The following is a 21,295-nucleotide window of genomic DNA, read 5'->3' as shown; positions in this document are numbered from 1 at the left end:
TCCTTCGGGAGCGGCGCCGTTCGGCGTTTCCGGGGGAGGTTGCGTCGCAAGGAGTTTCCAAGGGCGGCGGAAAATCGTGCTGGCAGTTGTGTCCGACGTGGCACTATGTAGAGAACGGCGCAGGGGGGTGGCAGCGGTGTCGGACGATCGCGGATTTCTGGACAAGGCTGGGGGACAGGCAGATTCAGGTGGCGTCCGCGGGGCCGACGGCGGGGCGCGGCCGCCGCGTTGGCCGCAGCGGCCCCCGCCGCCGGAACCGTTCCGGTTTCCCTCGGAAGGGCGGTCCGACGAGCGGGCCAGACGGCAGCTGCGTGAGGCCGAGGCCGAGGCGGATCGGTCATCGGCGATGGTCGGCACCTTTGTGTGCGTGGGGATCGCGGCGCTGATCGGCGGGGCCTATCTGTTCGACAAGGGCGACAGCCCCGAGCCGGTGGTGGCGTCGTGCGTGCGCGAGGAGCGGAGCGGGCAGCGGACAGTCGTGTCCGACAGTCTGTGCCAGAGCTCAGGGTCGGGCGGCGGATCCTATGTCGGCAAGACGACCCTGAACTGGCCGCAGTACCGCTATTACTACGGCGGCACCGCGCCGATGGGGGGAACGCCGTCCGGCGGCACCACCATCAAGCCCTCCGACGCCGAGATCAGGACCAAGAGCGGTGCGGTGATCCAGCGCGGCGGGCTCGGCGGCCGCGGCGGCAGCAGCTCGTGACCTGACAGGTCTCAGGCGGTGCCGTCGAGCCGGACGCGCACCGTCACCCCGCCGCGCTCGTCGCGGACCGCCACGGCATGCCCCCGGTGGTCGACTCCTGCGATGCGCAGGGTGACCGGTCCGCCATCGCCGAGGAAGTTGCGCCACCAGGTTTTCTTGTCGGGCATGGCCACGCCGATCACGTAGTCGGTCCCGGAGCGGCGGTAGTTGACCGGCGTGCTGAAGGTGCGGCCGGAGCGGCGGCCGACGTAGGTGATCTGCGCGAAGGCCTTGCCGAGGACCTTCCCGATGCCGGGCGCCTCGGTGAGCGCGACGATGCCCGTGTTGAATCCGCCGACGGCCTTGCGCAGCAATGATCCCTGATTCATCGGATTCTCCTGTCCTCACAAGAACAACCCCCGTCGAATCCACGGTACCGAGGAATGCGGCACTGTGCCGAACGGCGCTGGTGCCGAAGCGATCCGGGGTGGTCAGCGCACCGAGGCGCCGTACACGTGGGAGACGGTCAATGCCATCAGCACCCGCCGATCCGAAACCATGACCTCGCGGTACTCCCGCCAGTCCGGGTGCTCGCCCGCGGCGGCGCGATAGTAGTCGACCAGGGCGTCGACCTCCGGCCCGTCGGGGTCGGTCCCCGGTCCGATGAGGGTGACGGCGCCCTCGGCGGTGGCCCACGACCAGCCGTCGGCGCTGGTGACCTCGATGGCGGCCCTTGGATCGCGGCGCAGATTGGCGGTCTTGGCCCTGCCCTCGGTGATGGAAACGTAGACGACGCCCGCCTCCCGGTCGTAGTACGGCGTGACCGGGGACAGCTGGGGCAGCCCGTCGGACTTGATGGTGGCGAGCACGCCGAGCCGGGCCGCGGCGAGCAGAGCGTGCGGGTCGAGCGGGGATTCCGGCATCGTCAGGACTCCTGGTTGGGGCGGACGCGAATGACCTGTCGTCGGGACGAACCCCGGCCACTGTCGATTTATGCCCGGGCCCCCGAACTCATCGGGTGGGGCAGCCCCACGAGATCTGCCATGAGGGCCATGTGGTGGGCGAAGTACTCCGCGCGCGACTCGATCGCGCCGTCCAGCCGGCCGAAGATCTCGAAGTTGACCAGACCGAAAAGCTGTGTCCAGCCGGCGAATACGCGGTCGAGGACCTCCGCCGGGAGGTCGCCCGTCACCTGTTCGGTCTGTGAGCGCCGCTCGATCAGGGCGCGCAGGTCGGCGCTGACGGCGGTGGGGAGCGGAGTGGCCGCCGGTGGGGGCTCGAGGTGTCCGGCAGCGACCGCCTCGGCGGCGATATCGGAGAGCAGGAGGACCACGATCGAGGCCGGGCCGACAGTGTCGGCGGGGGCTTTGTAGCCGGGGACCGGGCTGCCGTACAGCAAGCCGTACTCGGCGGGGTGGGCCAGCGCCCAGTCGCGTATGGCACCGCAGGCCGCGAGCCAGCGGCCACGGTAGTCGTCGCCGGGAAGCTTCGCGGCAGCGGAAGTTGCTGCCGCGCCGAGGGATTCATAGCCCTCGCGGATCAGGGTGGTGAGGAGATCGTCTCGGCTGGGGAAGTAGCGATAGAGGGCGGAGGCGACGATGCCGAGATCGCGAGCGACCCCGCGCAGCGAGAGGTCGGCCCCGTCGGTCGCCAGGCGTCGGCGGGCGGCGGCCTTGATCTCCTCGATCATTTCCGAGCGGACGCGGGCTCGCAGTGCGGGGGCGGACATGAGACCAGTGTAGAGAACGCCTGGCTGATTCGAGAACATCTGCCTCTTTCGAGAACGCTGTTCTTGACAGTGTGCTGATCCGCGCATAGTGTCGAAACCGGTAGAGAACGCTGTTCTCGAATAGGAACACCTGTCTGGATCGAGGATCCTCATGTCCCTGCACGTCGTCATCGGAGCTGGACCCGTCGGGTCTGCCACCGCTCAACTCCTGGCTGCGCGAGGCGACGACGTTCGCCTCCTCACACGCAGCGGATCAGGGCCGGAGCGGCCACGCATCACGCGCATCCCCGTCGATGCCGCCGACGCCGCGGCTCTGGCGCCGCACTGCGCGCAAGCGACCGCCATCCACCAGTGCGCGGGCCTCCCGTACGCGCGGTGGGCCGCCGGTTTCCCTCCGCTGATCCGCGCCGCGATCGGTGCCGCCGAAGCCTCCGGCGCGGTCCTGCTCACCGTCGGAAACCTCTACGGCTACGGGCAATTCGACGGCCCGGTCGACGAATCGCGTCCATCGCGCCCCATCGCCGCGAAGGGGCGCGTGCGAGCCGATCTCTGGAACGAGGCTTTGTCCGCGCACCAGGAAGGCCGCATTCGCACCGCGGAGGTGCGCGGCTCCGACTACCTGGGCGCAGGCGCGAACTCGACATTCACGGCGGTGGTCCTGCCCGCGGTCGTCGCGGGCAAGGTGGCCATGTTCCCCGGCGACCCGGACGTCCCGCACAGCTGGACCGCCGTCGACGACGTGGCCCGGACCCTCGTCGCACTGGCCGACGACGAAGCCGCCCTTGGCAGGCCGTGGCACGTGCCGACTCCGGCCCCGATGTCGGTTCGATCGCTGGCTGCGCTGACCGCCACCCTCGCGGGCGCGCCCCCGGCGCGGGTCCGCCGCATGCCGTCGGCACTGTTGTGGACGGCCGGACTCGTCAATGCCGACGCTCGCGAAATCCGCGAACTGCGTTATCAATTCGACCGCCCGTTCGTCCTGAACTCGTCGGCGGCGACCGAGCGATTCGGCATCGAGCCGACGCCGACCCGCCTCGCGCTCGAAGCCACCCTTCGTGCGATGGACGCCGATCAGCCGGGTCGGTCCACGCGGGATCGGCTCATCGGTTGACCGGGCTTTCCGCCGGGTCCAGTCCGCGCGGCAGGCCGGCAGTGGTGAGCAGACGCAACGCGTCGGCCGAAGCCGCGTCGCGCGCGGTGTAGATCTCGAGGCGGTGGTCGGGGCTGTCGGGCTGCAGCCACACCTGGTAGTCGACATCGACGCGGCCGATGGTCGGATGGCGCAGGTCCATCGGGCCGACCGTGCAGTCGGCGACCTCGCCTGTGGCCCACATGGTCGCGAATTCGCTACTGCGCATGGCCAATTCGCCGATCAGCTCGGCGAGGTCGGCGTCGGTGGGGTGGCGGCCCGCGGTGAGCCGCAGGTAGGCCACATGGATGCGGGCCAGGTCGGTCCAGTTGCGGTACAGGTCGCGGGTGAGCGGGTCGAGGAAGAACATGCGCGGGATCGAGGGTCGCCGGTCCAGGTCGCGGGGAGCGTCGAAGTCGAGATGTTCGGCGACAAGGGTGTGGCCGGGGCGGTTCCACGCCAGCACATCGCCGCGACGACCGAGGATCACCGCCGGAACGGTGTCACCGAGGGAGGCGAGCAGGGTGAGTACCCGCTCGTGCGGTTGCTCCGGTGCCTCACGCACCAGCCGGGGTGCACCGGAGCGGCCCGCGAGATTGCGCAGGTGGGTGGTCTCGGCCGGATCGAGTTGCAGCACCCGCGCGATGGCCTCGATGACCTGCGCCGACGCCGTGCCCGCCTGATCCTGCTCCAGCCGCGTGTAATATCCGGCGCTCACCCCGGCCAGTTGCGCGAGTTCCTCCCTGCGGAGCCCAGGCACCCGGCGGGTCACCCCGAACGTCTTCAGACCGATCTGATCGGGGGTGATCCGGTCGCGCCGGTTCTTGAGGAACGTGCCGAGGGTCTCCAACTCCATACCGTCGAGGGTAGGGGGCATCGGCGTGGCGCGGGTATCCCGGCGAGGTGTACCCATGACAGGTGTCTGGTTGCCCGCGCCGGACCGCCGCAGGGTGGGTGCCATGACACGACTTCCCCTGAAATCCGGCGAATTGCGGGCCTGGTTCGGTCTGCTCGTCGTCCTCGGCCCGGTGCTGCTGGTCGCGATGGACGGTTCGGTGCTGTTTCTCGCCATGCCCGCAGTCACCGCCGCGCTGGCGCCCTCGGCCGACCAATCCCTGTGGATCCTGGACGGTTACGGCTTCGCGGTCGGATCGCTGCTCATCGCGTTCGGCACCATCGGCGACCGGTACGGCCGGAAGCGGTTGCTGCTGATCGGCGCCGCCCTGTTCGGTCTCGGCTCAGTGGGCGCCGCGCTGGCGACGAGCCCGGAATCGCTCATCGCCTTCCGGGTGCTGATGGGCGTGGCCGGTGCCACCCTGCTGCCGTCGGCGCTGGCCGTGCTCGGCACCCTGTTCCCCGATCCGCGTCGCCGGGCGCAGGCCATCGGCATCTTCGCCGCCACCTTCGCGGCCGGCTTCGCCATCGGGCCCGTCGTCGCCGGTCAGCTGCTGAGCCGGTTCTGGTGGGGTTCGGTGCTGCTGATCAACGTTCCCGTGGTCGCGCTGTTCCTGATATTCGCGCCGATGTTGCTCGGTGAGGTGCGCGCGGTGGGGAGCGGGCGCATCGATGTGCTGAGCGTGCTCAGCTCGGCGACGGGCCTGCTCGCCACCATGTACGCGGTGAAGCACATGGCGGCGGAAGGGTTCTCGACGGGTGTGCTGCTGTTCGGGGTGACCGGTGTCGTCCTGCTCGGCTGGTTCGGGCGCAGGCAGGGGCGGATCGCGAACCCGCTCGTGGACTTCGGGCTGTTCGGCAACCGGGTGTTCGCCGTTGCCATCGTCACGGCGTTCCTGCCGCTGGCCGCGTGGTCGGCGACGGCCTACCTCACCGGGACCTATCTCCAGTCGGTGCTCGGCATGTCGGTCGCCGACGCGGCGCTGCTCGCGGTGCCAGGCGCCCTCGTGCTCACGGTGGCTGCGGTCGGAACGCCTGCCGTCGTCGCGCGGGTCGGGCGGCCGGCGGCGCTGATCACCGCGCATGGCGGTATCGCCGTGGGACTGCTGTTGCTGCTGCCCGCCGGGTCCGATGGAGGTGTCGGCTGGTACGTCCTCGCGACCGCCGTCGCCGGCGTCGGCTACGGCATCTCGTTCAGTGTCGTCGCCGACATCGCGGTCGCCGCGGTGCCCGCCGAGCGGGCCGGCTCGGCGGCCGCACTCGCCGAAACCGGCAACGAGCTGGGCAATGCCCTCGGCATCGCGCTGTTCGGATCATTGGCCGCCGTACTGTTCCGGCTCAATGGTCCCGAGCTCGCGCCGACCCTCGGCGAGACCCTGGCGCTACCCGGTATCGCGCCCGCCGTGCTCGACGACGCGCGCGCCGCGTTCGTCCACGGTCTCCGCGCGGTGGCCCTGGCCGGTGCGCTGCTGCACGCACTGCTCGGCGTGATCGCGGTGCGGGTGCTGCGCGATCGGGATCGCCACGGCCCCGCCGCGGAGCTCGCGCCGCGGTAGTGCGCGGGGGCCGGAATCGGCCGTGCGGATCCGGCACTATGGTGAAGGTGCGGTAAGGGGGGACGATGAACGATGGGGCCCAATCACATTCGCGGTCGGCGGAGGACGCGTCGGGATCGGATACACCGTTCCGGCGGTTCGAGCCGATCCGGTGGGAGAAGAACCCGGTGCCCGCGACCGCGGCGGAGATGCGGGAACAGGACGACCGGCAGCGTGCGGTCAGGGCCGTCCTGGCCGAGTCCCGCCATTCGTCGAGCACCGCGCGGAAGGTCGGGCTGATCGCGGTCGCCGGGATCGCCGCGCTGGTCGGCGGTGGGTATCTGCTCACCTACGATCCCGGCCGCGATCCGGTGGTGGCCTCCTGCGTGCGTACCGACGCGAACGGCACGCAGACCGTGGTCGCCGATCACGAATGCAGTTCGGTGGGTGGCGGATCGGGCGGCCGTGGCTGGTCGTCCAGCGGTACCCAGTACCACTACTACTACGGCGGCGACACCATGATCGGCAAGGCGCCGAGCGGCGGCACCACCCTGCGCCCCCGCGATGTCGAGATCAAGACCAAGAGCGGCACCGTGATCCAGCGCGGCGGCCTGGGTGGGCGTGGCGGTAGCGGCAGCTAGCAGCGTGCCCGCGCTGCGCCCACACAAATCGAACGAACGGTGCGCGATGGTGCCAATCGGTGCGGAAGTGGCCGCTCAGCGTGGCCCAGCCTTCGCGATCAGCACGTAGACGGTGCCGGGTCGCCGCGGAACCTGGCGTCGATCCAGCCCAGTGCCGCCGGAATGCCGAGCACCGCCGCGCTGAGGTGTTCGGGCGAGAAGGTGTGGTGCGAGAACAGGCGCACCCCGGCGGCGCAGTAGCGGCGGTTGACATTGTCGATGGCGGCGATCGGGATCAGCGGGTCCGATGGCGAATGCCATTCGAAGATCGGCATGGTGGGGATGCCGTCGAAGAGTTCGAGGCTGTTCTCCTCCACGACGGCCCGCGCGGCCGGATCGGCGACCAGCGACATGCTCGCCGCGAAATCGCGGACGCTGTGGCCCGCACCGGCCGCCAGGATCTCGTTGGTGCAGCCGTCGGCCACCGCCGCCCTGGCGGCCAGGCCGCGGCTGTTCATCGACTCACTGATCGGGAACCGGTCGGGATATTCGCGTTCGAGCCCGATCCCGGCCGCCAGCACCAGCCCGAAGGCCGGATGGCTGCGGTAGTTGAGCGCTTCCAGCATCGTCACCATGTTCATCGGCACCCCACCGGCCGCGGCGCCGGCGATCTCGAGTTCGGGGGCGTAGGTCGGGGCGAGGGCGGCCGCCCACGCGGTCGCCATCCCGCCGCCGGAGTAGCCTGCCAGCACCACCGGGCTGTCCGCCATGCGCAGGTCGGGTGCCTGCCGCAGGGCACGGACACCGTCGAGGGTGATCTGCCCGCCGAGCCGGGCCGCGCCGTAGGCGAAGGTGGGCCCGAGATGGTCGGGCAGCGCCACACTCCAGCCGCGCGCCAGCACCGCGTTCAACGCGATGGCCTCGCGGATCTGCACGTTCGGGTCACCGGAGTACAGCACCCGCGAGACCGCGCACCTGGTGCCGAGGCCGTTGATGATGTGCTGATACGACAGCACCGGGCCGTCGGTGCGGTGGGCGGGCGGGGTGAGCACGGTGGTCGTCGCCGCGATCGGCTGCCCGAGGGAACTGGTCGACCGGAACTTCACCAGCGTCACCGTGGTGCCGGGGAAGATGAGCAACGGCGGCATCGCCCTGGTGGCGAGCACTTCACCTGGTTTCCTGGCAGCCAGATCGGGCGGCGCCGCGTAGAACGGATCGGGGTCTGGGGTGGGATAGAGCGGGATCGCCTGGACGGTGCCCGCGCTCGCAAGCACCGTCGCGCCGGTCACGGCGCCGGTAATCAGCATGCATCTGGCCAGCAGGCCAGCGAAATCCCGAATGATTCGTCGCAGCTGCACGCCGTGCAGATCTACCAGCGCAGACAGCGTGGCGCCGCCTCGGCACGCGTGACGATACGGAATCGGGATCGGATCGCCGCGTCCCCGGCCCCGCGCCGCCCGCGGCCGCTATCCCGCGGCGTTCTGGTGGCGTTCGCGGAGCTCGTCGAGCAGCACCGGGATGTGTGAATTCGGCAGGTCGGCTTCCTTGACCGCGGTCAGCAGGGTGACTCGGCCCCGCCCGGCGAGAGCGCGCAGCCGGTCGAGCTCACGCTGAGCCTCGGGTGCGGCCAGCTCGGCGCGGAACCGCTCGGCGAACTCCGGTTCCCTGGCCGAACGGTCGGCGTGCAGCCACTGCCGCAGGGTGGTCGACGGGGTGATCTGTTTCGGCCACAGATCGATGTGTGCCTCGGCTTTGCTGGTGCCGCGTGGCCAGAGGCGGTCCACCAGCACACGCGTGCCGTCATCGGCCGTAGGCGGTTCGTAGATCCGCTTCACCTCGAAGTCCGGGGTCATCCCGGTATTGCAGCAGAGCCGGGGGCGGGCAGCGATTCGCCACACCGGCAGGTCACCCCAGCTGGGTCATCCCGGCCGCGATCACCTGGGCCACCGGGAACAGGTCGTCGGTCGACGGGACGGGCAGGCCGTCGAGCGCGTGCAGCCGGTCGCTGCTTGCGATGGCGAACATGGCCGACACCCAGGCGGCCGCGCACGCGTGCAGGGTGCTCGGGCGCACCGGGGCTGGCACGCTTTCCTGGAGCACCCTGCTGGTGATGTCGAGCAGCTGGTCACGTAGTGCCCGCAGCCTGCGCCGGACGTCGGGGTGGGTGTCGGCCTCGCGCCACATGATCACGCGCAGGACCGAGGAATGGTGGTCGCGCAGATTGATCGCGGAATCGAGCTTGACGAGGCTGGCCGCCGGATCGCCAGGCGTGATCACCCCGCCCAGATCGGCCACCGGCTGCTCGGGAACGCGCTCGCGCATCAACGCGGACAGGATCGCGTTCTTGGTGGGGAAGTAGTAGAAGACCAGACCCTTCGGGACGTCGGCGGCGGCCGCGATGGCCGCGGTCGGCGTCGCGTCGAAACCCTGTGCGGCGAAGAGGTTCTCGGCGGCATCCAGAATGAGTTGCCGGGCGTCGCCATCGCGTTTCGCGCAGCGGCGCCCGACCCGTCGGCCCGGCATCAGTGATGCGGGACCATCTTGTGCAGACGCTCGTTCATCGCGGGCAGCGCGGCGACCGCGACCACCGCGGTGACAACGCCGACCACCCAGGCGGTCCAGGACGCGCCGCGGAAGGCGGTGAAGTCCATCGCCCACGGCGAGATGAACAGCAGGACGCCGAACAGGCCCATCGCGTAATCGGCGCTGGACATGCTCGCGCGCGCCATCTGGATCAACCCGGTCGCGGCGATCAGCACGCCGAGCACGATGAGCGTCCAGCGGGCGTTGTCGTTGGTGGTGAGCCACAGGGGCGACAACGCGGTGAATGCGCCGAGCACCACGGCGAGTAAATCCTGTGCACGGCTGTCGGTGAACATGGGGAATGCCTCCTCGATGAGACGAAAAATACTGCTGACCTCGGTCTACTCCTGATTGACCGCCCGGTCGGCAACAGCTCGGGCACGGTTGGGTTGCGACGTGGGTGTCGCTGGTCGCCCACCGCACTGGTACAAACATCTGGGGGCTGTAGTGGCCCCCGACACACAGACAAGGCACACGCGGTCGGCGCCTGGCGACGGCACCTCGCCGCACCACGCAGGACGCGGCGTGCCGAATCGAGACAGCATGGCGGTGAGCTTCCGGCGGCGATGGCTCGCGCGAGCTCGGTGGGCGCCGCACATGCCGAGAGGACACAGGTATGAGCGCGCCCATCGTGATCGTCGGAGCGGGTCTGGCAGGCCTGCGCACCGCGGAGGAACTGCGACGAGCCGGCTACGAAGGTGGGGTGCTGCTGCTCGGTGACGAGTCGCGTCCGCCCTATGACCGCCCTCCGCTGTCGAAGCAGTTCGTCCGCGGCGAGACCGACGACACCACGCTTCGCCCGCCGGAGTTCTTCGCGGAGAAGAACATCGAACTGCGGTTGGGGACCGCGGTGACCGGCGTCGATACCGCCGCGCACACCATCAGCACGGCAGACGGCGGCGAGCTGGCCTACGACCAGTTGATCATCGCGACCGGTCTGCGCCCGCGCAGGCTGCCTGGCCTGCCTGAAATGGCCGGCCTGCACGTGCTGCGCGCCCATGAGGATGCCGAAACCCTGCGCGCCGAACTCGACGGCACCGCGCGGGCACTCATCATCGGCGCCGGCTTCATCGGCTGTGAGCTGGCCGCCAGCTTCCGCGCGGCCGGGATCGCGGTGAGCATGGTCGAACCGCAACCGACCCCGCTGGCCTCGGTGCTCGGTGAGCGGATCGGCGAGCTGGTGGCCAGGATGCACCGCGCCGAGGGCGTCGACCTGCGCTGCGGTATCGGCGTCGACACTCTGCGCGCCGACGACACCGGTCACGTCCGCGGCGCGCTGCTCACCGACGGCACCGAGATCGATGCCGACGTGGTCGTGCTCGGCGTCGGGTCGGTGCCGGTCACCGATTGGCTGGCCGGTTCCGGCATCGAACTGGCCGAGCCCGCTGCCGGTGGCGGGGTGCTCGCCGACGAGGTGGGCCGCACCTCCGCGGCCGACGTCTGGGTGGTCGGCGATGTCGCCGCCTGGCAGCACGACACCGGCGAGCGCAAGCGCGTCGAACACTGGACCAGCGCGGGCGAACAGGCCAAGCTGCTGGTCACCGCCCTGCTCGGCGGCACGGCCCCCACCGCGGCCAGGGTGCCGTACTTCTGGAGCGACCAGTACGACGTGAAGATCCAGGCACTGGGCACCCCGTCGCCCGCCGACGACGTCACCGTGGTCACCGACGACGGCCGCAAGTTCCTCGTCTACTACTCCCGCGACGGCATCCTCACCGCCGTCCTCGGCGCAGGCCTCACCGGCCAGGTCATGAAGCTGCGCGCCAAACTGGCCACCCCCACCCCGGTAGCCGACCTGCTCGCGGCCGCGGGCTGACCCCGGCCTGCCGACGGCTCACCCGGCGCCGCTGGCCAGGCGGTCGACCCGACACACGTCATCGGTGATCCGGCGCCGCTGCGCGAGGCGGTCGACCCGCCGCCCCTGAACGGGCGCACACCCGACGGCCCCGGCGGAACTGAATTACGCTGGCGGCGTGGGGATCAGGGAGTTCTCGGCCGGTGATGTGGTGTATTTCCCCGCCGGTCCGTTCTGCGGTGTATGCGGAGTCGTCCGCGAGGTCGATACCGGGCGTGCGACGGTGCGGTTGGAGTTCGCCGAGGGAACAACGCACCGCGAGGGCGGCGTGCTCTGGGAACGCAGGCACCGGCTGACGGTCGGGTTCGACGAGATCGAGTTGGTCTGACCCCGCCGGGAGCGATCCGGTCGGGGCCGGGCCGCTCGGCGGCCTGTAATACGGTGGACCCCGTGATCGTCGCGCTTATCGATTCCGGTCTCGGTCTGTTGCCGACGGCCGCGTGGTTGCGCACATTGCGTCCCGATGTGGATCTGCTGCTGCAGCTCGACCCCGATGGCGCGCCGTGGGGGCCCAAACCGGAGGACTGGGTGGTCGAGCGGGTGCTCGGGGCGGCGAGGCAGGCGCTGGAGCTGGGTGCCGAGGTGATCGTGCTGCCGTGCAACACCGCGAGCGTGACGGCGCTCGCGCAGGTGCGGGCGGCGGTGGGGGATTCGGTGCCGGTGATCGGGACCGTGCCTGCGATCAAGCCGGCCGCCGGGCAGTGCCGGTCGGTGGCGGTGTGGGCGACGGCGGCGACCACGGCCAGCCGCTACCAGGCCGACCTGATCGCCCGGTTCGCCGGTGACGCGAAGGTCGTCGGGGTCGCCTGCCACGGTCTTGCCGACGCGATCGATCGCGGCGACCTGCCCGCCATCAGCGACGCGATCGCCGACGCGGTGGCGCGCACCCCCGCCGATGTCGAGGGCGTCGTTCTCGGCTGCACCCACTATCCGCTGGTCATCGATGCCATCGTCGCCGCGCTGCCCGACGGTGTTCGCCTGTTCGACAGCGCGCAGGCCGTGGCCGCGCAGACCATCCGCAAGATGGACGAGCTCGGCACACCGACCGCGGGAACCGGCTCGGTCGCCGTCCGGCTTAGCGGCGTGCCGGGTGAATTGCCTTCGAGCGCAGCCGCGTTCGAGTCGGGTCGGGTAGTCGGCGTCGGCAGCTGACATCGGCTTTCTGTCCGGCGGCGCGTAGGTCGTCGGGCAGGCGAATGTCTATCGGAGCCTGCCGATCACGGCACGTGCTATCGGGGTCGTGGCGGATGTCTCCGAACTGGTCGGTGGGCCGGTGTTGAATGTCCGGTACTGGTGTAATCCGTCGATCGGAGGTCTGTCGTGCCAGGTGAACCCACCGCAGCGCAGGTCCGGGCGGCGCTTGCCGAAAAGGCCGACCCCGCCGACGCGCTGCACCTGCAGCGCTTCTTCAAGACCGGACCCGGTGAATACGGTGACGGCGATGTGTTCATCGGTGTCCGCGTCCCCGCCACCAGGAAGATTGCCAAGCAGTTCGCCGGCCTCCCGCTCGCGCAGGTCCGCGAGCTGCTCGACGGCCCCGTCCACGAGGAACGCCTGGCCGCGCTGTTCATCCTGAACGCCCGCTTCGCCGCCGCGTCGAAACCGCGCACCAGGGATGATCGGGCGCGCGCCGAGATGGTCGAGTTCTATCTCGACGCGGTGCGCCGTGGCCGGGTGAACAACTGGGACCTGGTCGATTCCTCCGCCGAGCATGTCGTCGGTGCTTGGCTCCTGGACCGGGAGCGCGGGCTGTTGTTCGAACTGGCGCACCAGGATTCGCTGTGGGAGCGGCGGGTCGCGCTGTTGTCGACGTTCGCCTTCATCAAGGCGGGCGATCCGAGCACCACGCTGGAACTGGCGCTGCCGCTCCTCGACGACCGCCGCGATCTCGTCCAGAAGGCGCTCGGCTGGATGCTGCGCGAGATCGGCAAACGCACCGACCCGACGGTGCTCACCGACTTCCTCGACGCGCACGCGCCCGAACTCGGCCGCACCGCGTTGAGCTACGCGACCGAACACCTCGACCCCGACCAGCGCGCCGCCTACCGCGCGATGCGCTGACCGGGTTTCAGAACTGGATCTTGAGGTGGTCGGTGACCGGCCGCGCCTGGCAGCCGAGAATATAGCCGTTCTCGATGTCCTCGGGGTCGAGGATCTCGGCGTTGTCCATCTCCACCTTGCCTTCGAGCACCGTGCAGGCGCACGACCCGCACTCGCCCTCCTGGCAGGAGTAGGGCACGTCGAGACCCTTGTCGAGCATGATGTCGACCAGGGTCTGCTTGCGCGGCCAGGACAGCTCGTGCACCTGTCCGTCGAGCTCGACCTCAACGGTGGCCGCGGCGGCCGCCTCCTCGTCGCTGATCTGCACCGGCGCGTGGTCGGCGAACGGGTCACCGGCCAGGGAGTTGAACACCTCGGCGTGGGTGCGGGCACGCGGCACGTCCAGCGAGGCCAGCGCGTCGTGTACCAGGTCCATGAACGGCTTCGGGCCGCACATGAACGCCTCGTAGGAGGTGTAGGGCGCGACCAGTCCCGCGAGCATGTCGGCGGTCGGCAGGCCCTGCAACGGCTCCAGCCAGTGGATGACGGTGAGCCGCTGCGGGTACTTGCCGACCAGGTCGCGCAGTTCGGCGGCGAAGATCACCGACTCGGCATCGCGGTTGGCGTAGACGAGCACCACCTTGCCCGCGCCCTGCGAGAGCGCCGACTTCAGGATCGAGATCACCGGCGTGATCCCGCTGCCCGCGCCGAACAGCAGCAGATCCTCGTCGAGGCTCTTGGGAGTGAACACGCCCGACGGCGGAAGTACCTCCAGCTCGTCGCCCGCGCGGATGTTGTCGCACAGCCAGTTCGAGCCGTAGCCACCCTCGGTCCGCTTAACGGTCACCTTGGGCAGATCGTCGGTGAACGGCGAGCTGGCCAGCGAGTAGCAGCGGGCGACCGAGCCGGTCCGCTCGCTGGGGATGCGCAGGGTCAGGAACTGGCCCGGCGCGTACTGCATGCGTTCGCGGAGGTCGGCGGGCACCTCGAAGACCACGGAGTTGGTGTCGGTCGTTTCGGCGATCACCGCGGCGACCCGCAGCACCACCGAACGCGAACCGTGCGGAACCTCGACTGTGGTCATGTCGTCCTCTCGAACAAAACTAGAACGTGTTTCAGTTTCATGCTAGGTCGGGACGTGGCTGCAGGGCAAGCTGTGCCTCGAGTCCGGCGACCAGCACCTCCATCCCGAAGTCGTAGGAGTACTTGCCGCGCAAGTCGGCCATGTACTTCGTGGCTCGCGCCACCGCCTCGGGCAGCAGGACGTCCGCCGGGGCGGAACGGTCGCGCGGATTCACTCTGGAGCGGCCGAACAGGTAGGTGTGGATGGTCGCGTAGGCGGCCAGCACGTTGCGGTCGCTGAACCCCGCGTCGAACAGGATCTCCATCACCGCGTCGATCAGGTCGAGCTGCTTGCCGAGCATCTGCTCGAGCAGGATGTCGCCCAGGCCGGGATGCCTGCGAAGTCTATCGTCGATCTGATCGATCAGATCACGCAGCCGCTGCTGCCACGGCCCCGACTCCCGCGGCGGCTTGCGCACGCCGACCAGGGCGGCGCTGGCGACCAGGTCGAGCAGCTCACGCTTGTCGGCCACATAGTAATAGGGCGCCATGGGGGAGACGCCGAGCTCGCGCGATAGCCGTCGCATCGAGAGCTTCTCCACACCGTCCGAGCGCACCACCCGCAGCGCCGCCTCGACGATCTCGGACTCCGAGAGGGTGGAATTCGCACCGCTCGCTCCTGCGTCGTTCCGCAACCTCTGCCTCACCTCTACTGCCATCAGGCCACGTCGGCCCCGTTCCGTCCTGCTCGCCAGGAAGTCTAGAGGGGTGCTCGGCAAGCGTGGGGCGACTGTGCGCCGCCGGAGTTCGCGCAGCGGAATTTTTCGATTCCGGTCTTTTATGGCAGTGACTGACGTTAAAGTCGCGAGTGACCGGCAACACCATGGAGGTAAGTCATGTCAGACAACGTCACCCGCGAGACCGCCGAAACCGGCGATGACCTGGTCACCGAGACGCTGATCGAAGAGGTCAGCATCGACGGCATGTGCGGCGTGTACTGACCATGGCGGCAGGCGTGCTCGATCTCGACACCCGCTGGGCGCTGCATCCCAGGGTCTCGCTGCGACCGGAATCCTTCGGCGCGCTGCTGTATCACTTCGGCACTCGCAAGCTCTCGTTCCTCAAGAGCCGCGACCTGGTCGACGTGGTGCGGTCGCTACCTGCCCACACCTCGGTGCGGGAGGCGTTGCGGGCCACTGGCTTCGGCGAGTCCGATACGCACATCAAGGCGCTGGCCCAGCTGGCCGACACCGACATGATCGTGCCCGCGCCCGGCCCGGTCACCGAGGTGGCACCGCTGATCATGCCTGCCGCCACCGACACCGCCACCGGCGGCAGGCTGATCGACCGCTTCGAATCGGGGCTGGCCGCGCCGATCTGCCTGACCTGGGAACTCACCTACGCGTGCAACCTGTCGTGCGTGCACTGCCTGTCCTCCTCAGGCCGCCGCGACCCCGACGAGCTCACCACCGAGCAGTGCAAGGCGCTGATCGACGAGTTCGAGCGCATGCAGATCTTCTACGTCAACATCGGCGGCGGTGAGCCGACCGTGCGCCCGGACTTCTGGGAACTGGTCGACTACGCCACCGCCCACCACGTGGGAGTCAAGTTCTCCACCAACGGTGTTCGGATCACCGAGGAGGTCGCCGCCCGGCTGGCCGCCAGCGACTATGTCGACGTGCAGATCTCCCTCGACGGCGCCGACGCGGAGGTCAACGACGCCGTGCGCGGTCCCGGCTCCTACGCCACCGCCATCAAGGCGCTGGAGAACCTCGCGAACGCGGGCTTCACCGATGCCAAGCTCTCCGTCGTCGCGACCCGGCACAACATCGCCCAGCTCGACGAGTTCAAGGCCATCGCCGACCGCTACGGCGCGACCCTGCGACTGACCAGGCTGCGCCCGTCCGGCCGTGGCGCCGACGTCTGGGACGAGCTGCACCCACTGCCCGAACAGCAGCGCGAGCTCTACGACTGGCTGGTCCGCAACGGCGATGGCGTGCTCACCGGCGATTCGTTCTTCCATCTGTCCGCGTTCGGCTCGGCACTGCCCGGCCTGAACATGTGCGGTGCGGGCCGGGTGGTGTGTCTTGTCGATCCGGTCGGTGACGTCTATGCGTGCCCGTTCGCCATCCACGACCGGTTCAAGGCCGGAAACATCGTCTCCGACGGCGGTTTCGACGCGGTGTGGACCACCTCGGAGCTGTTCGCCGAACTGCGCGAACCGGTCGACGGTGGTGCCTGCACCAAGTGCTCACACTACGACGCCTGCCGCGGCGGCTGTATGGCGGCCAAGTTCTTCACCGGACTGCCTGCCAACGGTCCCGACCCGGAGTGCGTCCAGGGCTATGGCGAAGCGGCCTTGGCCATGCCGGGTCGCACGATCCCACGGCCTGCCGTCGACCACTCGCGGCCGGTCCGCGGGCGCGGCCGGGTGTCGCTGCCGCTGACGGTGAAGCGGGCGCCCGCCAAGGCGTGCAACGAGAGTCCGCTCGGCTAGTCGAACACGGTTGCCGAAAGTGCGCTGCCGATCTTGTCGACGCGTCCGTATCCCGGTCACGGCGGCATTTCAGGCGGACTTTCCTCCTTTTTTGTGGGGTGATGATGTCTGCGGGGCCGAGTGCGAATAGCATGCGAGGAATGCGCCATGATCGTCTGCCCGACGGCTTCGGGGTACGGATCGATCCACGGGTACGCGCATTTTCCGGGGGCAGGATCCTGATCGGCGGATCGCCGGCGCGGATGCTGCGCCTCGCCCCGGAAGCCGCCGAGCTGATCGGCGACGGGTACCTGGAGGTCACCGATACCAAGTCCGCGATCGTCGCGCGCCGCCTGCTCGATTCGGGCGTCGCGAACCCGCGGCCGCGGCTGCTGCCCTCGCTCGACGACGTCACCGTCGTCATCCCGCTGCACAACAACGCCGACGGACTGTTGCGGTTGCTCGCCACCCTGCGCGGACACACCGTGATCGTCGTCGACGACGGCTCCGACGAGCCGGTGCGGATCCCGCCACGGCCGGGCCGCGGTCAGGTGACGGTCCTGCGGCACGACACCCCGCTCGGCCCCGCCGCCGCCCGCAATGCCGGATTACGGGCGGCGACAACGGGCTTCGTCGCGTTTCTCGACTCCGATGTGGTGCCGCGCAGCGGCTGGCTCGAGGTGATGCTCGGGCATTTCAGCGATCCGCAGGTCGCGCTGGTCGCGCCGCGGATCGTCGCGCTCGACAAAGAATCCAATGCGCTGGCCCGCTACGAGCACACCAGGTCCTCCCTGGACCTGGGCAGACGTGAGGCCGCCGTGCACGCGCGCGGCGTGGTGTCGTACGTGCCGAGCGCCGCGCTGCTCGCGCGCAGGGCGGCCCTGCTCGGTGAGGGCGGCTTCGACGAGTCGATGCAGGTGGCCGAGGACGTCGATCTGTGCTGGCGGCTGGAACGGGCGGGCTGGCGGCTGCGCTACGAGCCCGCCGCGCGCGTGGCGCACGATCACCGGGTGGCGTTCCGGGCCTGGTTCGGCCGAAAACTGTTCTACGGCACCGGTGCGGCGCCGCTGAGCGAACGGCACGCCGGGATGGTCTCGCCGCTGTCGGTGCCGACCTGGACGGTGCTGGCCAGCCTGCTCTTCGCGACCCTGTCGAAGTGGGGGTTGCTCGGCGGACTCGTCACCCTGGCCACCGCGCTGATGCGGATGCGGCGGGTATTCAAGGAACTGGACAACCCGACCCGCATCGCGGCGCTGTACCTGGCTCGCGGCTATTTCGCGGGCATGTGGCGGCTGGCCTCGGCGATGTGCCGGGACTATTGGCCGGTGACACTGCTCGCGGTGCTCGCCTCGCGGCGGATCAGGAAGATCGCGATCACCATGGCGCTGGCCGACGGTCTCGCCGACTGGTTCACCCACCGCGACGCGGGCGGCCTCGATCCGGTGCGGTACGTGGCCTACAGGCGGATCGACGACATCGCCTACGGCAGTGGGCTGTGGCTCGGAGTGCTCAGGGCACGCAGCTTCGAGGCGCTCAAACCGACGGTTCCGCCGCGCTGAGCCCTTGGTGACCGACACCATCATCGTCGGTGCCGGGTCGGCCGGGTGTGTGGTCGCGGCCCGGCTCAGCGCCGACCCGGTTCACCGGGTGCTGGTGTTCGAGTCCGGGCCGGTGTGGGCATCGGCCGCCGCGATTCCGGCACGGCTGCTCGATCCTGGTCACCTGCCGGTCGGGCCCGAGTCGGCCGTGGTCTGGCGGTATCCGGCAAACCTGGTGCGTGGCAGGCTGATCGGAGGATCGGGCGCGATCAACGGCAGCTACTTCGTCCGTCCCCCCGCCGTGGATTTCGCGGAGTGGAGCGCGGCGGCCGGGAGCCGCTTGTGGTCGGCCGAGGCGGTGCTGCCGGTCTTCGCTGCGCTGGAGGCCGACCGCGACTTCGGGACCGCGCCGGGACACGGCACGCACGGCCCGGTCCCGGTCCAGCGCACCACCGAACCGGCGCCGGTCAGCGTGGAATTCGCCACCGCCTGCGCCGCGTCGGGATTCGCCGAGATCGCCGATCTCAACGCGGTTTCGGTGAACCAGGCAGGTGTTCGGCGCGGGCAGGCACCTGACCGGAACAGCGCGGCCGCGACCGAGGTGGATGACGGTTTCGGCCGGGTGCCGCTCGCGGTATCGGACGGCCGCAGAGCGGGGCCTGCCCGCACCCATCTGTACCCGGCACTCGCCAGGGCCAATCTGACGGTGACCGGCGGGACCACCGTGTCCCGGCTGCTGCTGCGTGGCTCACGGGTCGTCGGCGTGCGATGGCAGCGCGGTCGCGAACGGGGAACGGCCTTCGCTGATCGGGTGATCGTCTGCGCGGGCGCCATCGAGTCGGCGGCGCTGCTGATCCGATCCGGGATAGGTCCTGAGCCGCTGCTGCGCGCGCTCGGCATCCCGGTGGTGCTGCCCGCGCCGGTCGGCGCCGGATGCACCGATCATCCCGAGATCGGCCTCGAGTATCCGGGAGCGACGCCGACCGGATCGACGGTGCCGCTCGAATACGTCCTGGAATGGGACGATCTCGAACTCCGCCCGTACACCCCGGCGTTCAGTCCTGGCCTGCGCAGACTCGGTGTCGCGCTGATGGCTCCGGCGGGCCGCGGGCAGCTGACCCTGGTGTCGGCCGACCCGGCGGTTCCGGCGCGCATCGACCAGGGCTATCTGCGCGAGCGACGGGACCGGGAACGGCTCCGCACCGGTGCGCGCGCGGCGGCCGAGCTGCTGCGGGTACGGACCGGCGCGATCGACGACGCCTGGTTGCGCGCCAACCTGGGCACGTCCCAGCACCTCTCGGGCACCTGCCCGATGGGACCCGCCGGTGCCGAGCGGGCCGTGGTCGACGACTGTGGCCGGGTGCACGGCATCGAGGGGCTGATCGTGGCCGATCTGTCGGTCGTACCGGTGCCGATCCGCCGCGGCCCGCAGGCGACGGTGCTCATGCTGGCAGCGGTGATAGCCGACCGCCATACGGTGTGACGAACTGACATTCGCTACCACAATGTGACCTGCGGGACAAACCCGCACTTCTGACGAGCTGCCACATAACTCACCGGTACAGTTTGTAGCGGGAAAGAAAGGCAAATGGTCAGCAATCTTGCAGGTGGGCGGCCCCCACGGCAGGTGACGGAGTCGGGCGCACAGCTCGGGGCTCTGGAATCCTATGCCGCACAGGCCCATGGTTTTCTCAGCGCCGGTGGTGAACAGCTGACCCAGCTGGCCGGGCTGTTGCGTCCGCTCGTACTCGAGTCGTGGTTGCGCAGTGTGCGCGGCGGCATCGATCCGGCGGACGTCCTCGACGGGCGTGGCCTGCGCGGCGCCGATCTGGTGCGCTATCGCGATGCCCACCCCATCGCCGTGCTCATGCCGTTGATCGACAAACTGCTGGTCCAGGACGCGGCGCGGGCCGGGTTGATCGTGGCGGTGGCCGATCAGTTCGGCCGGGTGCTCTCGGTGCATGGCCACCCGGAACAGGTCGCCGCGGCCGCCGATATCGGGCTGCGCGAGGGCGACGATCTCAGTGAGCGCCGCATCGGCACCAATGCCGTCGGGCTGGTGGTGCGCACCGGGCGCGCGACCTGGATTCACGGACCGGAACATTTCCTCCATCGCATGCACCAGATCACCGGCGCCGCGGCGCCGGTACACGAGCCGGACGGCCGGTTGATCGGTGTGTTGATGATTGCCGGCGGGATGCGGGTGGCCAAGCCGGAGATCCTCGCCTTGGTCAAAGCCGCCGCGACAGCCGCCGAGATGGATCTGGTGCTGCGTGCCATGCGCGCGGGGCGGGACACCGCCGCGGTGCCGGACCGGGCCGCCGAACCCGCGAGTCTCGCGCTCGATGTGCTCGGGCTCGGGCAGCCGCAACTGAGTGTCGCGGGGGATCGGGTGTCGCTGTCGCAACGTCATGCCGAGATCCTGCTGCTGCTCGCCGAGCATCCGGAGGGGCTCGGCGCCGATCATCTCGCCCTGCTGCTCGACGACACCGATCTGGACAACGGCACGATCCGGGCGGCGATGTCCCGATTGCGGGCGGTTGTCGGTGCCGCCGCCGTCGGATCGCGTCCTTACCGTCTGTGCGTGCATGTCGCAACCGATGTGGAGGCGCTGCGGGCCGCGCTCGACTCCGGTGATATCGAATCCGCATTACGGTTGTACGCCGGTCCGGTGCTGCCGCGCTCCGCGGCGCCGGGCATTTGCGACATCCGTGACGAACTTCGGGTCCGATTGCGGACCGCGGTGCTGGCTTCGGCCGACCCCGCGGTGCTGCGCCGGTGGACGGCGGGCCCGGAAGGCCGCGACGATGCCGCCGCCTGGGCCGCGTACCGGGCGACCGTCGACCGTGACTCGCCCCTGTATGCGCAGATCGAGGCCAAGATCCGGGTGCTCGACCGCAGGCTCGGTGCCGATGCAACGCAGATGCAACGTTTCGGCTCATAGTCTCCGGTTCTGAAAGTGTGGTAGCTCACACATTCGTGGCCGATGTGGTGTGGCGCACACGCATGCCCAGGTCGGGAGATCCCCCCAGAACAGACTGGACGGCCGACCGATTTTTTTAGTGGAAAAAGTTCCCTTTTATTAATTGAGCGCCTAGTGTCTGCATCACATGGACGGCATCCATGTGATGTAAGTGACAAAGCCGAGA

Annotated in this window: 23 protein-coding genes; 13 read left to right on the top strand and 10 right to left on the bottom strand. The window is 69.6% G+C overall.

Annotated features, from left to right (window positions below; translation table 11 throughout):
- Positions 1-136: 136 nt before the first annotated feature.
- Positions 137-706 (top strand): hypothetical protein, encoded by a 570-nt coding sequence (locus tag ACFOW8_RS13245; RefSeq protein WP_378550647.1) that lies wholly within the window; start codon positions 137-139, stop codon positions 704-706.
- 11 nt (positions 707-717) lie between these two features.
- Here ACFOW8_RS13245 and ACFOW8_RS13240 read toward each other — a convergent pair whose 3' ends face one another.
- The 3 genes from ACFOW8_RS13240 to ACFOW8_RS13230 all read right to left on the bottom strand — a co-directional run bounded on the left by ACFOW8_RS13240 (position 718) and on the right by ACFOW8_RS13230 (position 2,414).
- Positions 718-1,074, bottom strand: a complete 357-nt coding sequence (locus tag ACFOW8_RS13240) for a nitroreductase/quinone reductase family protein (protein WP_378550645.1) — start codon at positions 1,072-1,074, stop codon at positions 718-720.
- A 102-nt stretch (positions 1,075-1,176) separates the two neighbouring features.
- A complete protein-coding gene (locus ACFOW8_RS13235; RefSeq protein WP_378550643.1) occupies positions 1,177-1,608 on the bottom strand; it encodes a PPOX class F420-dependent oxidoreductase in 432 nt (143 codons plus the stop codon).
- 68 nt (positions 1,609-1,676) lie between these two features.
- Entirely contained in the window at positions 1,677-2,414 is a 738-nt protein-coding gene (locus tag ACFOW8_RS13230; RefSeq protein WP_378550641.1) for a TetR/AcrR family transcriptional regulator, read from the bottom strand.
- Positions 2,415-2,565: 151 nt separating this feature from the next.
- Between ACFOW8_RS13230 and ACFOW8_RS13225 the strand changes: the two genes are divergently transcribed.
- Positions 2,566-3,525 carry an NAD-dependent epimerase/dehydratase family protein gene (locus ACFOW8_RS13225; protein WP_378550639.1) on the top strand — a complete coding sequence of 320 codons (960 nt, stop codon included), beginning with the start codon at positions 2,566-2,568 and terminating at the stop codon, positions 3,523-3,525.
- On the opposite strand, the gene ACFOW8_RS13220 is transcribed toward ACFOW8_RS13225, so the two are convergent.
- Positions 3,515-4,399 (bottom strand): helix-turn-helix domain-containing protein, encoded by an 885-nt coding sequence (locus ACFOW8_RS13220; RefSeq protein WP_378550637.1) that lies wholly within the window; start codon positions 4,397-4,399, stop codon positions 3,515-3,517. The genes ACFOW8_RS13225 and ACFOW8_RS13220 overlap by 11 nt on opposite strands.
- A 103-nt stretch (positions 4,400-4,502) precedes the next feature.
- On the opposite strand from ACFOW8_RS13220, the gene ACFOW8_RS13215 reads away from it, so the two are divergent.
- Together ACFOW8_RS13215 and ACFOW8_RS13210 are read left to right on the top strand one after the other, a co-directional pair.
- Positions 4,503-5,993 carry an MFS transporter gene (locus tag ACFOW8_RS13215; RefSeq protein WP_378550635.1) on the top strand — a complete coding sequence of 497 codons (1,491 nt, stop codon included), beginning with the start codon at positions 4,503-4,505 and terminating at the stop codon, positions 5,991-5,993.
- A 65-nt stretch (positions 5,994-6,058) separates the two neighbouring features.
- Positions 6,059-6,613, top strand: a complete 555-nt coding sequence (locus ACFOW8_RS13210) for a hypothetical protein (RefSeq protein ID WP_378550633.1) — start codon at positions 6,059-6,061, stop codon at positions 6,611-6,613.
- A gap of 98 nt (positions 6,614-6,711) precedes the next feature.
- Here ACFOW8_RS13210 and ACFOW8_RS13205 read toward each other — a convergent pair whose 3' ends face one another.
- The 4 genes from ACFOW8_RS13205 to ACFOW8_RS13190 form a co-directional block, all read right to left on the bottom strand.
- Positions 6,712-7,899 carry a lipase family protein gene (locus ACFOW8_RS13205; protein ID WP_378550631.1) on the bottom strand — a complete coding sequence of 396 codons (1,188 nt, stop codon included), beginning with the start codon at positions 7,897-7,899 and terminating at the stop codon, positions 6,712-6,714.
- A gap of 159 nt (positions 7,900-8,058) precedes the next feature.
- A complete protein-coding gene (locus ACFOW8_RS13200) occupies positions 8,059-8,445 on the bottom strand; it encodes a DUF488 domain-containing protein (RefSeq protein ID WP_378550629.1) in 387 nt (128 codons plus the stop codon).
- Positions 8,446-8,497: 52 nt separating this feature from the next.
- On the bottom strand, positions 8,498-9,115 hold the full coding sequence (locus ACFOW8_RS13195; protein ID WP_378550627.1) for a TetR/AcrR family transcriptional regulator: 618 nt from the start codon (positions 9,113-9,115) through the stop codon (positions 8,498-8,500).
- Positions 9,115-9,471: an SPW repeat domain-containing protein gene (locus tag ACFOW8_RS13190; protein ID WP_378550625.1), complete on the bottom strand. Its 357-nt coding sequence runs from the start codon at positions 9,469-9,471 to the stop codon at positions 9,115-9,117. The genes ACFOW8_RS13195 and ACFOW8_RS13190 overlap by 1 nt, the downstream gene beginning before the upstream one ends.
- 320 nt (positions 9,472-9,791) lie before the next feature.
- On the opposite strand from ACFOW8_RS13190, the gene ACFOW8_RS13185 reads away from it, so the two are divergent.
- The 4 genes from ACFOW8_RS13185 (at position 9,792) to ACFOW8_RS13170 (ending at position 13,091) form a co-directional block, all read left to right on the top strand.
- Positions 9,792-10,991, top strand: coding sequence for an NAD(P)/FAD-dependent oxidoreductase (locus ACFOW8_RS13185; RefSeq protein ID WP_378550623.1), 1,200 nt, complete (start codon positions 9,792-9,794; stop codon positions 10,989-10,991).
- A gap of 157 nt (positions 10,992-11,148) precedes the next feature.
- On the top strand, positions 11,149-11,358 hold the full coding sequence (locus tag ACFOW8_RS13180) for a hypothetical protein (protein WP_378550621.1): 210 nt from the start codon (positions 11,149-11,151) through the stop codon (positions 11,356-11,358).
- Between the two features lie 62 nt (positions 11,359-11,420).
- Positions 11,421-12,182, top strand: coding sequence for a glutamate racemase (locus ACFOW8_RS13175; RefSeq protein ID WP_378550619.1), 762 nt, complete (start codon positions 11,421-11,423; stop codon positions 12,180-12,182).
- A 168-nt stretch (positions 12,183-12,350) separates the two neighbouring features.
- A complete protein-coding gene (locus ACFOW8_RS13170) occupies positions 12,351-13,091 on the top strand; it encodes a DNA alkylation repair protein (protein ID WP_378550617.1) in 741 nt (246 codons plus the stop codon).
- A gap of 7 nt (positions 13,092-13,098) precedes the next feature.
- On the opposite strand, the gene ACFOW8_RS13165 is transcribed toward ACFOW8_RS13170, so the two are convergent.
- Both ACFOW8_RS13165 and mftR2 read right to left on the bottom strand, forming a co-directional pair.
- Positions 13,099-14,154 carry a 2Fe-2S iron-sulfur cluster-binding protein gene (locus ACFOW8_RS13165; protein WP_378550615.1) on the bottom strand — a complete coding sequence of 352 codons (1,056 nt, stop codon included), beginning with the start codon at positions 14,152-14,154 and terminating at the stop codon, positions 13,099-13,101.
- Between the two features lie 37 nt (positions 14,155-14,191).
- Positions 14,192-14,827 carry a mycofactocin system transcriptional regulator MftR2 gene (gene mftR2, locus ACFOW8_RS13160; RefSeq protein WP_378550613.1) on the bottom strand — a complete coding sequence of 212 codons (636 nt, stop codon included), beginning with the start codon at positions 14,825-14,827 and terminating at the stop codon, positions 14,192-14,194.
- Positions 14,828-15,028: 201 nt separating this feature from the next.
- On the opposite strand from mftR2, the gene mftA reads away from it, so the two are divergent.
- From mftA to ACFOW8_RS13135, 5 genes are all read left to right on the top strand, one after another.
- The gene (gene mftA / locus ACFOW8_RS13155; protein ID WP_378550611.1) at positions 15,029-15,133 is read left to right on the top strand and encodes a mycofactocin precursor MftA; all 105 of its coding nucleotides are present in this window, start codon (positions 15,029-15,031) and stop codon (positions 15,131-15,133) included.
- Between the two features lie 2 nt (positions 15,134-15,135).
- Positions 15,136-16,629 carry a mycofactocin radical SAM maturase gene (mftC, locus tag ACFOW8_RS13150; RefSeq protein WP_378550768.1) on the top strand — a complete coding sequence of 498 codons (1,494 nt, stop codon included), beginning with the start codon at positions 15,136-15,138 and terminating at the stop codon, positions 16,627-16,629.
- 140 nt (positions 16,630-16,769) lie between these two features.
- Entirely contained in the window at positions 16,770-18,167 is a 1,398-nt protein-coding gene (gene mftF / locus ACFOW8_RS13145; RefSeq protein ID WP_378550609.1) for a mycofactocin biosynthesis glycosyltransferase MftF, read from the top strand.
- Positions 18,168-18,174: 7 nt separating this feature from the next.
- Entirely contained in the window at positions 18,175-19,629 is a 1,455-nt protein-coding gene (mftG, locus tag ACFOW8_RS13140) for a mycofactocin dehydrogenase MftG (protein ID WP_378550607.1), read from the top strand.
- 105 nt (positions 19,630-19,734) lie between these two features.
- Positions 19,735-21,090, top strand: coding sequence for a GAF domain-containing protein (locus ACFOW8_RS13135; protein ID WP_378550605.1), 1,356 nt, complete (start codon positions 19,735-19,737; stop codon positions 21,088-21,090).
- Positions 21,091-21,295: the final 205 nt, after the last annotated feature.

The organism is Nocardia rhizosphaerae, assembly GCF_042650365.1.
Classification (GTDB): Bacteria; Actinomycetota; Actinomycetes; order Mycobacteriales; family Mycobacteriaceae; genus Nocardia; species Nocardia rhizosphaerae.
This window is presented reverse-complemented; position numbering and strand designations above follow the sequence as displayed.